Raw genomic sequence first — 12,531 nt, forward strand, 5'->3', positions numbered from 1 at the left:
CGGGCTCCTCAGCGATACAGAACGGCTTTGGCCGCCTGCACGACCTCGGCGACGCTGGGCAGCGCCAGCTTTTCGAGATTGGCCGCATAAGGCATCGGCACGTCCTTGCCGGTGATGCGCACGACCGGCGCATCGAGATAGTCGAACGCCTCTTCCATCAGGCGCGCGGCAATCTCGGAGCCGACTGAGCTTTGGCGATAGCCTTCCTCGATGGTGATGCAGCGGCCAGTCTTCTTCACCGAAGCAGTGACCGTCTCCATGTCCATCGGACGGATGGTGCGCAGATCGACGATCTCGACATCGATGCCTTCCTTCTCGAGTTCCGCAGCGGCCTTGAGCGCATAGACCATGCCCATCGACCACGACACGATGGTTACGTCCTTGCCCGGACGCGCAACGCGCGCCTTGCCGATCGGCACCAGATAATCGTCGATCTGCGGCACGTCGAAGCTGTGGCCGTAAAGCAATTCGTTTTCGAGGAAGATCACCGGATTGGGATCGCGGATGGCGCTCTTGAGCAGACCCTTCGCATCAGCTGCGGTATAGGGCGCGACGACCTTCAGGCCAGGGATGGCGGAATACCAGGCGGCATAGTCCTGGCTGTGCTGCGCGGCGACGCGCGCGGCCGAACCGTTGGGACCGCGGAACACGATCGAACAGCCCATCTGGCCACCGGACATGTACAGCGTCTTGGCCGCCGAATTGACGATCTGGTCGATCGCCTGCATGGCGAAGTTGAACGTCATGAATTCGACGATCGGCTTCAGGCCCGAATAAGCCGCACCGACAGCGAGGCCGGCGAAGCCATGTTCGGTGATCGGCGTATCGACCACGCGCTTGGCGCCGAATTCCTGCAACAGGCCCTGGGTCACCTTATAGGCGCCCTGGTATTCAGCGACTTCCTCGCCCATCACGAAGACATCGCCATCGCGGCGCATTTCTTCGGCCATGGCGTCGCGCAGAGCTTCGCGCACCGTCATCATGGTCATCGCCGTTCCAGTCGGCACTTCCGGCTCCGGCTGGATGATGGCCGCAGCTGCAACGGGCGCGGCCGCAGGCGCTTCGGCCTTCTTCTCGGCAGCGGGTTCGGCCGCCTTCGGAGCGGCAGCGGGAGCTGCTGCTTGCGGCGCGGCGGCGGACGCGTCCTCGCCTTCGCCGGCGATCACGCCGATGCGCGTGTTGACGGCGACATTGTCGGTGCCATCTGGAACCAGAATCTTGGCGAGCACACCCTCGTCGACCGCCTCGACCTCCATGGTCGCCTTGTCGGTCTCGATCTCGGCCAGCACGTCGCCGGACTTAACCTTGTCGCCTTCTTTTTTAATCCAACGGGCAATCTTGCCCTGCTCCATCGTCGGCGACAAGGCCGGCATGAGAATATCAATCGGCATGTGTATCTCTCGAAGAAAACGCGGACGCGTAATGCGTGGCGAAAGGAAGGATCGGAAGAATCAGCGCAGGATGTCGGTCCACAGCTCCGAGGGATCGGGCTCGGGATCATTGGTGGCGAATTCCGCCGCCTCGGCGACGATGGCGCGGACGCTGGCGTCGATCTTCTTGAGTTCGTCCTCGGTCGCCATATTGGCCTTCAGGAGACGGTTGCGGACCTGTTCGATCGGATCGAACTCGTCACGCATCTTCTGGACTTCTTCCTTGCTGCGATACTTCGCCGGGTCGGACATGGAATGGCCGCGATAGCGATAGGTCTGCATTTCGAGGATGTAGGGACCATTGCCGTCCCGGCACCATTTGATCGCCTTGTCGGCGGCAGCTTTCACCGCGCGCACATCCATGCCGTCGACCTGTTCGCCGGGAATGTTGAAGGAAATGCCGCGACGAGAAAAATCGGTCTGGGCCGAAGCGCGGGTCACCGCGGTGCCCATGGCGTAGCGGTTGTTCTCGATGATGTAGACGACGGGCAGCTTCCACAGCTCCGCCATATTGAAGCTCTCGTAGACCTGGCCCTGGTTGGCGGCGCCGTCACCGAAATAGGTCAGCGAGACGTTGTCATTGCCGCGATAGCGATGGGCGAAAGCGAGGCCGGTGCCAAGGGGTACTTGCGCAGCAACGATGCCGTGACCGCCGTAGAAATGCTTCTCCTTGGAGAACATGTGCATCGAGCCGCCCTTGCCTTTCGACAAGCCACCGCGGCGACCGGTGAGCTCGGCCATCACGCCCTTCGGATCCATGTCACAGGCGAGCATGTGGCCGTGATCGCGATAGCCGGTGATGATGGCGTCGCCGTCTTTCGACGACATCTGCACGCCGGTGACCACGGCTTCCTGGCCGATATAGAGATGGCAGAAACCGCCGATCAGACCCATGCCGTACATCTGGCCCGCCTTCTCTTCGAAGCGGCGGATCAGCAACATCATTCGGTAAGCGTCCAACTCCTGCTGGCGGGTGAATTCCGCGATATTGCTGCCGGAGAAATCTGCGTCGGCGGCGGCAGGTTTACGGGCGGCCTTGGGCCGGGCGGACGATTGTACCGATGCCATGAGCGATCCTCTGATGCGTTCCTCTAGCGGCGTGCGTGCTTGGACGCAGCACCGCGACTAAAGGCGAAGATAGCGGACAGCGGATCAGAAAGCGAGGCCCTTCGGCGCGCGCTTTAATGTATACAATCAACTGATTTATAGACTACTTCTGAAATAAACTGGAAACCGGTTAATTCTAAGAATGAACCAGTTTTTGGTTGATTACTTCTCGTTCGGTTTGAGAAAAACCACCACGTCGCTTTTGTGGACGCGGCCCAGCTGAATCCGCGCCTCTTCTTCGAGGATATCACGCTCGACGGCCTCGGCCCGCATCATCGAAATACGGCGCTCATACTGCTCGCGCTCGGCCCGCAATCCAGCATTCTCGGTGATCAGCTCGGCCATCACCTTGCGGTATTCCTCTTTGGTCTTGAGGCCCCGCTCGCCATTCACGGCATGCCAGACAAAATAGCTCGAAACGCTGCCGGACACAGCGTAGAGAAGGAGCGGCAGGAGGATGGAGCGGAGTCGGCGGCGAATAACCATGCGCGGATCATGGCCTCGGTACGGTTAGCGAAATCCTAACAAACAGGAAACGCACAGCCCCCGACTGGTGAAATAATCCGGAATCGTGCAAGGTTGCGCTCAAGCCGGGCTGGCCCCGCGCCACAGTGAGGGGGATTCGTCATGGACCGGGACAGGCTGCATCTCTATTTGCTCAACGCCGGCCATTTCCTCGATCACCTCACCACCCTCGTCTTCGCCACCATCGCCGCCGTGGCGCTGTCGCGCGAATGGAACATGGGCTACGCCGAGCTTGTCGCCTATGCGACGCCGGGCTTCGTCGCCTTCGCCGTCTTCTCCTGGCCCGCCGGTTGGCTGGCTGACCGCTGGAGCCGAGAAGGCATGATGGCGGTTTATTTCATCGGCCTCGGCCTCGCCTCCATCCTCACCGGCTTCGCCTCCACGCCGATCGCCATTTCGGCCAGCCTGTTCGTGCTCGGCATGTTCGCCGCCATCTATCATCCCGTTGGCTTGGCCCTTCTGGTGCAAGGCCGCCAGCGCACCGGCATGCTGATCGCGGTCAATGGCGTGTGGGGCAATCTCGGCGTCGCCAGCGCCGCCCTCTTCGCCGGCTGGTTCATCGATCACGGCGGCTGGCGCTTTGCCTTCTACGTGCCGGGACTGGTCTCGATCGCCCTTGGCATTGTCTACAGCATCGTCATGCGCAGGGAGATCGCGGCGCGCAATTTCTCGTCGAAACCCAAGGCTGCGGCGGCGACGGTGGCGACACCAGCGACGCCGGAAATGCGCGCCGTTCTGCTGCGCCTGTCGGCCGTCATCTTCTTCACCGCCGCCTTCTCGAGCCTGATTTTCCAGTCGACCACCTTCGCATTGCCGAAGATTTTCGACGAGCGGCTGCAGACGATCGTAGGCTCGGCCACCCAACTTGGCTGGCTGACATTCCTGGTCTTCGCCATCGCCTCGTCCGCGCAATTGCTGACCGGCCTGGCGCTTGATCGCTTTAGCACCCGCAGCGTCTATCTCACCTCGGCGGTGGCCCAGACCCTGTTCTTCGCGTTGATGCCGGGGCTGATGGGTTGGCCGGCTTTGATCGTTGGCCTCGGTTTCACCTTCGCCGCCTTCGGCAGCATTCCGATCAACGATTATCTGATCGGCCGCCTGGCCAAGAGCGAATTGCGGGCGCAGATCTATGGCGCGCGCTACGTGCTCAGCTTCTCAGTTATGTCGCTGTCGCTGCCGCTGATTGCCTGGGTGCATCTCAACTGGGGCTTCGACCGGTTGTTCCAGATCCTGGCGCTCTGCGCTGGCGCTATCCTGATCTCGGCCACCCTGCTGCCGCGGCAATTACCCCAGGACAACCAGAAACCGGCGATGGCCGGAGCCTGACATGACCGCAACAGTCCGCCGTCAGCGCCTGCGCGCCCTTCTGGCCAGCGACCGCTGCTATTTTCCTGCCTCGGTCTTCGACGCCTTGTCGGCCCGAACCGCCGAAGACATCGGCTTTGAATGCGGCATGTATGCCGGATCGGTCGCCTCGCTCGCCGTGCTCGGCGCGCCCGACATCATCCTACTCACCCTAAGCGAGTTCGCCGAACAGGCGCGCCGCTTCGGCCGTGCCAGCGCCCTGCCCGTGATCGCCGACGCCGACCACGGCTACGGCAATGCGCTGAATGTCATGCGCACGGTCGAGGAGCTGGAACACGCGGGCCTTGCCGCGTTGACGATCGAGGATACGGATCTGCCACGGCCCTTCGGCGAACCGGCGCCGCGTCCACTCTCCCTGGCCGAAGGCATCGGCAAGATGCGCGCCGCTGTTGCCGCACGCAGCGATAGCGCGCTCTGCGTGCTGGCCCGCACCGGCGCCCTTGGCATGACCGGCCTCGCGGATACGCTCGAGCGTTTGCGCGCCTATCAAGATACCGGGGTTGACGGCGTATTCCTGACCGGCGTCACCACCATGCAGGAGGTCGATGCTTTCGCCAAAGTGGCGCGTCTGCCGATCTTGCTCGGAGGCCTGCAGGCGAAGCTGCAGGATCGCGAAGAACTGGCGGCGCGCGGTGTGCGAATCGCCCTGCAAGGCCATCACCCCTACATGGCCGCGCTCGCCGCCGCGCGGGCGACCATGCAGGCGCTGCGCGATGGCGCACCGTTACCGCAGACCATGTCGAAGGCTGATCTCGATCGCCTGAGTGGCGAGCCGCTCTGGCGGGCGCGCACCAGCGATTTCCTCGACCGCAAGGGCGACTGATCTTCGCATAAAGAAAGAGCCCATCCTGATACGGATGGGCTCTCATGAACTGACAGCGCAGCTGCGATCTTAAAGCGTTTTGTAGTTCGATGGACGCATCAAACGCCACAAAGACGCATCGAAAGCAAAGATCAGGCGAATCGCGTTTCTATCAAAACGCGATTGGCTCTAGATCACGTGGCGTTCAGGTGGTTCGCGATCGCGTTGAACTGGCTGGCGACCTTCGAACCGGTAAAGGTCACCGCGGTGATGATGGCAACGGCGATCAGGCCGGCGATCAGACCGTATTCGATCGCGGTCGCACCAGATTCGTTGCGGATGAACTTCGAAAAGAGTTTCACGTGGCAGCTCCTTGAATAACTTCGCCTGCGCTCCATCAGTGCCTGGCGTGAAGGGAATATGGGCGGTACCTCTAAAAGGGGTATTAATTGGGTATGTGCAAACCGCTGGTATCTCGCTGCTACGACCGTATAAACACAGGCTTTTTCGCGCCGAACATGGACAATAAAGTGTTTATCGCAACGCCTTGCCTGCGCGGCTCGTTTTCCCATCCCGCTGCAATTTCAAGGCAAATGCCGGAATATTCGTCGCGGTGAAACGGCGGTATCCCCTTGTCATTCAGTCCCGCAACCAAACATTAACGACATTTCAAATGCTTGATCAGAACCATGGGCATTTAACGATCAACGGTGGTCGCTCGCGGCACGAGCACACGATCTAACGCAGCACTTGAGCGAGAAAAGCTTTCGTGCGCTCCTGAACCGGATGGGCGAAGAAGCGCTCTGGCACATTCGCTTCGACGATCTCACCCCGGTCCATGAACACGATGCGATCGGCGACTTCCCGGGCGAAATTCATCTCGTGGGTGACGCAGATCATCGTCATCCCGTCCCTCGCCAAGCCGATCATCGTATCTAAGACTTCTTTAACCATCTCGGGGTCCAGCGCCGAGGTGGGCTCATCGAACAGCATGATCTTCGGTGACATACACAGCGCCCGGGCAATGGCGACGCGCTGCTGCTGGCCGCCCGACAATTGCAGCGGATATTTCATCGCCTGCTCGGGGATGCGCACCCGCGTCAGATAATGCATGGCGATCTCTTCGGCCTCGCCCTTGGGCATGTGCAGCGACCAGATCGGCGATAGCGTGCAGTTCTCCAGTACGGTCAGGTGCGGAAACAGATTGAATTGCTGAAACACCATGCCGACATCGCGGCGCACCGCATCGATGCGTTTGACGTCGTCGGTGAGCTCGACGCCATCGACCACGATCTGGCCGCGCTGATGCACTTCAAGCCGATTGATGCAGCGGATCAGGGTCGATTTACCCGAGCCGGAAGGACCGCAGATGACGATCTTCTCGCCGCTCCCGACATTCAAATTGATGTCTTTCAGCACATGGAACGTATCGTACCATTTGTGCACGTCCGACATCATGATGGCGTTGGCATTAGTGACCTGACGAGGCCGAAAATTGGTCGCGGTGATTGTGGTGGCCATGGCCTCGCCCCCTTAACGCTTGCGCCCAGCCGCGAGACGCCGTTCCATCATCAGGGAATAGCGCGACATGGCGAAGCAGAAAATGAAATAGAACGCGGCGGCGAAGATATAGCCGGTGGTGGAAATCGTCGGCCCAGCCCAGGCCGGATCCAGCCTTTGAACGTCGACCGCGCGCAGGAAATCGAAAATGCCGACGACGGCCACGAGGGTCGTATCCTTGAACAAGGCGATGAAGGAATTGACGATGCCGGGAATGACCGCCGTCAACGCCTGCGGCAGGGAGACCAGCAACATCATGTTGCGCCAATTGAGACCGAGCGCTTGCGCGGCTTCATATTGGCCGCGCGGCACCGCCTCCAGGCCGCCCCGCACCACTTCCGCCATATAGACCGAGGCAAACAGGGCCACACCGATCAGCGGCCGCAGCAGCCGGTCGGGCGACCAGGCCTCGGGCACAAACAACGGCAGCATCGTATTGGCCATGAACAGCACGGTGATCAGCGGCACGCCACGAACGATCTCAATCAGCATGATCGAGAGGAAGCGGATCACTGGCAGGCGCGAGCGGCGACCGAGCGCCAGCAGCACGCCACAGGGCAGCGAGAAAACGATGCCGACGGTCGCCACCAGCAGGCTGACGAAAATGCCGCCCCATAGATCGGTGCCCACCAGGCTCAGGTTGAGGATCGGCCACATGACGCCAACCAGCCACCATGCCCCGACGAGCAGAAGCGGTATGCCAAAGCGCCTCTGACGCATCAGGGTCAGGGCCAGACCGATGACCAGGAGCGCCACGATCGCGGTAATGGCGATCCAGATGCCAGTGGTTCCGGCGTCTGGCACCGGGAAGGGAAAGGGCGTGCGGCCGGTGAGAAGACCAAAGGCCAGCAACGGATAGACGATGAAAAACAGGATGGCCGCGAGCCCTTTGCCCCTGACATTCGGCCACAGCAGCCAGAGCGCCAGAGCGCCGCCCGCGCCCAGCACCAGATCGACCCGCCAAACCTGGTCGCGCGGATAGGCGCCATAGGTGAAGAACGACAGTTTGGCGCTGACATAGGCCCAGCAGGCCCCTGCTCCCGGCGCCCGACACGCGGCGCCGTCGGGCGCGCTCCAGACCGCATCGATGAATAGATAGCGGATCAGCTCCGGCAGATACCAAACGAGGAAGGCGATGCTGCCGAGCGTCAGGAAGACCGAGAACGGCGATGCGAACAGATTGGCCCGCATCCAGCCCCAAAGACCGCGCATGGACGCGGGCGGCGGCAGATCAGGTGAAGGAACAAACGGCCGCGACTGGCCGACGGCGGGCTCAGCCATGGCTCATCGCTCCTGCAGCGCGATGCGGCGCGCATAGAGGTTCATCGCCAGCGATGTGACCAAGGAGATCACCAGATAGACCGCCATGGTGATGATGACGACCTGAACCGCCGCGCCAGTCTGGTTCAACACCGTACCCATGAAAATCTGCACGAGATCCGGATAGCCGATGAAGACGCCGAGCGACGAATTCTTGATCAGGTTGAGATATTGATTGGTGAGCGGCGGCACGATGATGCGCAGCGCTTGCGGAATGACCACGAGGCGCAGCACCTCGCCGCGGGAAAGACCGATGGCTTCGCCCGCTTCGCTCTGGCCGCGTGGTACGGCGGTGACGCCGGCGCGAACGATTTCCGCGATGAAGGCGGCGGCATAAAGCGACAGGCCCAGCACCAAAGCGACGAATTCAGGATTGATGCGGGCGCCGGTGAAATTGAACCCGCGCAACTCCGGCAGCATAAAGGTGACCGGCACGCCTTGTAACGCGGCAGCGCCGCCAGCAAGCGCGATCAGCAAACCAACGAACACCGGCCACGTATGATAGCGCGCCCCGGTCGCGGTCTGCCGACGCCGCGCCCAGATGGCAAAAGCGAAAGACAGAAGCAACGCCAGAAGGATCGCGCCGGCCACCCACGCAAAGCCCGGGCCGACCAGCGGCTCAGGCAACACAAGGCCGCGATTGTTGAGAAAGATGCTGCCGGGAAGCGCGATGGAGTCACGCGGCCCCGGCATCGCCTTCAAGACCGCATTGTACCAGAACAGCAATTGCAGCAGCAGCGGCGTATTGCGGATGACTTCGACATAGACGGTTGCGAGACGCGCCACGATCCAATTGTTCGACAGCCTGGCGATGCCGATGACGAAGCCGATGATGGTGGCTAGGACGATGCTGATGACAGCCACGACAAGCGTGTTCAGCAGCCCGACGAGAAAGGCGCGTCCGTAAGTCGAGGAGGCTGAGGAGAACGGCACCAGGGCCTGGCTGACGTCAAAGCCAGCCGGCTGGTTCCAGAACGAGAAGTCCGTCGGAATGTTACGGGACCGCATGTTGACGATCGCATTGTCGATCGCTTGCCATGCCAGCCAGACAATCACGGCCAGGGTCAGGATCTGCCAGAACACGCCGCGCCAGCGTGGATCGTTCCACGGCGCCGGCCTCGTCAGCGAGGCCTCATGCCTATCCGCCATCAGGGACGCGCCCCGTGCGCGTCAGCGAACGGGAGGCGCGTATTGGATACCGCCCTTGTTCCACAGCTTGTTGTAACCGCGATCGATCTTCAGTCGCGAGCTTTCACCAAGATTCCGCGAGAAGATCTCGCCGTAATTGCCGACACTTCTGACGATGCGTGCCGCCCAATCGCTGGTCAGGCCCAGCGCCTTGCCGAAATCGCCTTCCGTCCCGAGCAGACGTTTGACCTCCGGATTGTTGGATTTGGCGCGCTCGTCCACATTGGCCTTGGTGATCCCCAGTTCCTCGGCGTTGAGCGTCGCAAACAGGCTCCATTTCACCAGATTGAACCATTGGTCGTCGCCCTGGCGGACGGCGGGGCCAAGCGGCTCCTTCGAAATGATCTGCGGCAGCACCATGTGCTCATCCGCATTGGCCATCTTGAGCCTTTCGGCATAGAGGCCGGAGACATCGGTGGTGAACGCGTCGCAGCGGCCGGAATCATAGGCCTTCACCGCTTCGTTCGACGTCGCAAAGGCGACGACTTCGTATTTCATATTGTTGGAGCGAAAGAAGTCGGCAAGATTGAGCTCCGTCGTCGTGCCTTGCTGCACGCAGATCGAAGCGCCCGACAATTCCAGCGCCGAATTGACGTTCAGCTTCTTGCGCACCATGAAGCCCTGGCCGTCATAATAGTTGACGCCAACCCACAGCAGTCCCAGTTCCGCCTCGCGCGACAGCGTCCAGGTGCCGTTGCGCGCCAGCACGTCGACCTCGCCTGACTGCAGCGCCGTGAAGCGGTCTTTCGCAGTCAGAGGAACGAATTTTACTTTTTCGGAATCATTGAAAATGGCGGCGGCAATGCCGCGACAAAAATCGACGTCGAGCCCGGTCCAGGCGCCCTTGTCATCGGGCATGGAGAAGCCGACGACGCCCGGGCCGGTGCCGCAGGACAGGAAGCCACGTGCCTTAACTTGTTCGAGCGTCTTCGAGCCCGGCGCTTGGGCGCTGGCAGCGCCGATCTGGGCGGCGAGCGCGACACCGGCGGCGGCCGCGATCAGGATGGCACGGACAGGCGACATGGGACGGCTCCTCACCGGCAAATGGTTCACGTGTTCTGACGGATCCACGACCCTCCGGCCGCAGTGCAACATGCGGATATCTCATCCGGTTTTAGCGAGACGGGTCAAGCCTATTCTGGATATGTCACCTGTTCGCTTGACCTTTCCGGGTACGAAACGGCAAATGCAGTGGAAAACCATAGCAATTTCGCTTCGGCAGAACTGGCAGAACGTTTGGCATGAGCAAAATCACAAAAGAAACAAAAGCCCGTCTGAAGCCCCGTACCAAACTCGTCTATGCCGGGCGCCAGCCCGAGGAACAGTTCGGTTTCGTCAACACACCAATCTATCGCGGCTCAACCGTGCTGTCGCCGACGGTCGAGCATTTGTACGACGCGAAAAAACGCTTCAGTTACGGCACCAAGGGCAATCCGACGACGGAAGCGCTCGAAACCGCCTGGAGCGAACTCGCCGGCGCGCACGGCACCGTGCTGGCGCCAAGCGGCCTTGCCGCCATCGCGCTGGCTTTCTCAGCCGTGACCAAATCCGGCGACCATATCCTCGTCACCGATTCCGCTTATCGGCCGACACGAAACTTCTGCGAGCGCTATCTGCGTCGCATGGGCGTCGAGACCACCTATTTCGACCCTTACGTCGGCTCTGGCATCGCCGATCTGATCCGTCCCAACACCACTGCCATTCTCACCGAAGCACCGGGTTCGCAAAGCTTCGAGATGCAGGACATCCCGGCGATCTCGGCGGTAGCGAAGAAGCGCGGCATCTGCGTCATCATGGATAATACCTGGGCAACGCCCCTGTTCTTTCCGCCGCACGAGCGTGGTGTCGATCTCGCCATCGAGGCCGGCACCAAATATCTCGCCGGCCATTCCGATCTGTTGCTTGGTCTCGTCTCCTCCAACGCGGAATATTGGCCACGCCTGCGCGAAACCTTCGATCTCTTCGCCAACTGCGCCGGGCCGGAAGATGCCTTCCTGGCGCTGCGCGGTATGCGCACAATGGAGCTGCGCTTGAAGGAAGCCGAGCGCCAGGGCCTTGCCATGGCCCATTGGCTGGCGGCGCGGCCCGAGGTGAAGGAGGTGCTGCATCCAGCCCTGCCCGGTCATCGCGGTCACGACATCTGGAAGCGCGACTTCCTCGGTTCGAGCGGCCTGTTCTCGGTGATCCTGCATCCCGCCTCCGACGCGGCTGTCGCGGCCATGCTCGACGGGCTCGAACTGTTCGGCATGGGTTACAGCTGGGGCGGCTTCGAAAGCCTGGTCATTCCCTTCGACTGTTCGGCCTATCGCTCGGCCACGCCGTGGAACCCGGGCGGACCGGCGCTGCGCTTCCAGATCGGGCTCGAGGACGTCTCCGACCTGCAAGCCGATCTTGACGCCGGCTTCAGCCGGCTGCGGAAGGCGTAGTCGTCGCCTGCCGGCGGCGCGGCAGCAGACGTGGGACGATCCGGCCCCCGTCTGCTTCAAAGACGATGCGACGGCGCGCGAACAGCCGCCGCAGGATGACGGCCGAGAGAATGCCGATCAACGCGCCGCCCATCGTGTCCGACAGGTAGTGCGATCCCAGCACGAGCCGCGAGATCGCTACCAGAACGGCAACGATGAGCAGCGGCGTGCGCAGCCGGGGCGCGAGGAAGCCGATCGCGACCGCCATGGCGAAGGCGGTGATGGTATGGCCGGAGGGGAAACTGGCGAACTTCGCGTTGAAGACGAAGGGATGAAAACCGAACGGGCCGTAGGTATCGATCAGGAACGGACGTGGCCGGCCGATCGGCTGTTTGATGATCACCGACGCCAGGCCAGAGACCGCGCATACCGCGAACAAGTAGAAGGCTCGGGCCGCGACCAGGCCGGCGCGGGCGCGGTCCAGCCCCCGTCGGCGCACGTAAACCACGAGTGCGGCCAGGCAGCCTAGAACGGTTGCGGCGAAAACATAGCCAGATGTGCCGATCCGGGTGACTTTCTCAAAGATCACTCGAAAGATTGGCGGTAAAGTATCGGCATATCTAGAAATTTCGACATCGAGGAGAAGCGCCACGGCGACCATGGCGACGATCCAAGCCGCGACCAGTCCATAAGCGACGGTCGGAACCGGGGCGAGATCGGTGCGTGGCCCTTTCCAGCGGCTGACGAAGGCGCGCGCCGGCAGCATCAGGTTCTGTCCGGATTTCGGCTGCGGGGCGAGGTCGAGGGGCGTTGCCGTCATCTGTCCTAT

At 61.7% G+C, this 12,531-nt stretch carries 12 protein-coding genes; 3 read left to right on the top strand and 9 right to left on the bottom strand.

Translation table 11 applies throughout. The annotated features are described in order from the left end of the window. Nucleotides 1-8 precede the first annotated feature (8 nt). From BLW50_RS07400 to BLW50_RS07410, 3 genes are all read right to left on the bottom strand, one after another. A complete protein-coding gene (locus BLW50_RS07400) occupies nt 9-1,391 on the bottom strand; it encodes a pyruvate dehydrogenase complex E1 component subunit beta (RefSeq protein WP_090699692.1) in 1,383 nt (460 codons plus the stop codon). Between the two features lie 60 nt (nt 1,392-1,451). Continuing rightward, the gene (gene pdhA / locus BLW50_RS07405; RefSeq protein WP_090699696.1) at nt 1,452-2,498 is read right to left on the bottom strand and encodes a pyruvate dehydrogenase (acetyl-transferring) E1 component subunit alpha; all 1,047 of its coding nucleotides are present in this window, start codon (nt 2,496-2,498) and stop codon (nt 1,452-1,454) included. Nucleotides 2,499-2,699: 201 nt separating this feature from the next. Continuing rightward, the gene (locus BLW50_RS07410) at nt 2,700-3,023 is read right to left on the bottom strand and encodes an FtsB family cell division protein (RefSeq protein WP_090699700.1); all 324 of its coding nucleotides are present in this window, start codon (nt 3,021-3,023) and stop codon (nt 2,700-2,702) included. A gap of 141 nt (nt 3,024-3,164) precedes the next feature. On the opposite strand from BLW50_RS07410, the gene BLW50_RS07415 reads away from it, so the two are divergent. Next, on the top strand, nt 3,165-4,388 hold the full coding sequence (locus tag BLW50_RS07415; protein ID WP_090699703.1) for an MFS transporter: 1,224 nt from the start codon (nt 3,165-3,167) through the stop codon (nt 4,386-4,388). Between the two features lies 1 nt (nt 4,389). Beyond that, nucleotides 4,390-5,250, top strand: a complete 861-nt coding sequence (locus tag BLW50_RS07420) for an isocitrate lyase/PEP mutase family protein (RefSeq protein WP_090699705.1) — start codon at nt 4,390-4,392, stop codon at nt 5,248-5,250. Nucleotides 5,251-5,423: 173 nt separating this feature from the next. Here the strand turns inward: BLW50_RS07420 and BLW50_RS07425 are convergent, their stop codons facing one another. The 5 genes from BLW50_RS07425 to BLW50_RS07445 form a co-directional block, all read right to left on the bottom strand. Next, complete coding sequence (locus tag BLW50_RS07425; RefSeq protein ID WP_244544158.1) at nt 5,424-5,591, bottom strand: Flp family type IVb pilin; 168 nt, start codon at nt 5,589-5,591, stop codon at nt 5,424-5,426. 376 nt (nt 5,592-5,967) lie between these two features. Next, entirely contained in the window at nt 5,968-6,750 is a 783-nt protein-coding gene (locus tag BLW50_RS07430; protein ID WP_090699712.1) for an amino acid ABC transporter ATP-binding protein, read from the bottom strand. 12 nt (nt 6,751-6,762) lie between these two features. After that, the gene (locus tag BLW50_RS07435; RefSeq protein ID WP_244544159.1) at nt 6,763-8,070 is read right to left on the bottom strand and encodes an amino acid ABC transporter permease; all 1,308 of its coding nucleotides are present in this window, start codon (nt 8,068-8,070) and stop codon (nt 6,763-6,765) included. 3 nt (nt 8,071-8,073) lie between these two features. Then, nucleotides 8,074-9,258, bottom strand: coding sequence for an amino acid ABC transporter permease (locus tag BLW50_RS07440; RefSeq protein WP_090699715.1), 1,185 nt, complete (start codon nt 9,256-9,258; stop codon nt 8,074-8,076). A 21-nt stretch (nt 9,259-9,279) separates the two neighbouring features. Then, nucleotides 9,280-10,320 carry an amino acid ABC transporter substrate-binding protein gene (locus BLW50_RS07445; RefSeq protein ID WP_090699718.1) on the bottom strand — a complete coding sequence of 347 codons (1,041 nt, stop codon included), beginning with the start codon at nt 10,318-10,320 and terminating at the stop codon, nt 9,280-9,282. 218 nt (nt 10,321-10,538) lie between these two features. Between BLW50_RS07445 and metC the strand changes: the two genes are divergently transcribed. After that, nucleotides 10,539-11,723 carry a cystathionine beta-lyase gene (metC, locus tag BLW50_RS07450; RefSeq protein ID WP_090699721.1) on the top strand — a complete coding sequence of 395 codons (1,185 nt, stop codon included), beginning with the start codon at nt 10,539-10,541 and terminating at the stop codon, nt 11,721-11,723. On the opposite strand, the gene BLW50_RS07455 is transcribed toward metC, so the two are convergent. Beyond that, on the bottom strand, nt 11,701-12,522 hold the full coding sequence (locus BLW50_RS07455) for a phosphatase PAP2 family protein (protein WP_090699724.1): 822 nt from the start codon (nt 12,520-12,522) through the stop codon (nt 11,701-11,703). The two genes, metC and BLW50_RS07455, sit on opposite strands and share 23 nt — an antisense overlap. Between the last annotated feature and the right edge of the window lie 9 nt (nt 12,523-12,531).

The organism is Beijerinckia sp. 28-YEA-48 (assembly GCF_900104955.1).
GTDB lineage: Bacteria > Pseudomonadota > Alphaproteobacteria > Rhizobiales > Beijerinckiaceae > Terripilifer.

Bases quoted from the DNA above. Each gene is read 5' to 3' on its own strand.
- BLW50_RS07400 (WP_090699692.1), bottom strand. From the start codon at position 1,391: ATGCCGATTGATATTCTCATGCCGGCCTTGTCGCCGACGATGGAGCAG.
- pdhA (WP_090699696.1), bottom strand. From the start codon at position 2,498: ATGGCATCGGTACAATCGTCCGCCCGGCCCAAGGCCGCCCGTAAACCT.
- BLW50_RS07410 (WP_090699700.1), bottom strand. From the start codon at position 3,023: ATGGTTATTCGCCGCCGACTCCGCTCCATCCTCCTGCCGCTCCTTCTC.
- BLW50_RS07415 (WP_090699703.1), top strand. From the start codon at position 3,165: ATGGACCGGGACAGGCTGCATCTCTATTTGCTCAACGCCGGCCATTTC.
- BLW50_RS07420 (WP_090699705.1), top strand. From the start codon at position 4,390: ATGACCGCAACAGTCCGCCGTCAGCGCCTGCGCGCCCTTCTGGCCAGC.
- BLW50_RS07430 (WP_090699712.1), bottom strand. From the start codon at position 6,750: ATGGCCACCACAATCACCGCGACCAATTTTCGGCCTCGTCAGGTCACT.
- BLW50_RS07435 (WP_244544159.1), bottom strand. From the start codon at position 8,070: ATGGCTGAGCCCGCCGTCGGCCAGTCGCGGCCGTTTGTTCCTTCACCT.
- BLW50_RS07440 (WP_090699715.1), bottom strand. From the start codon at position 9,258: ATGGCGGATAGGCATGAGGCCTCGCTGACGAGGCCGGCGCCGTGGAAC.
- BLW50_RS07445 (WP_090699718.1), bottom strand. From the start codon at position 10,320: ATGTCGCCTGTCCGTGCCATCCTGATCGCGGCCGCCGCCGGTGTCGCG.
- metC (WP_090699721.1), top strand. From the start codon at position 10,539: ATGAGCAAAATCACAAAAGAAACAAAAGCCCGTCTGAAGCCCCGTACC.
- BLW50_RS07455 (WP_090699724.1), bottom strand. From the start codon at position 12,522: ATGACGGCAACGCCCCTCGACCTCGCCCCGCAGCCGAAATCCGGACAG.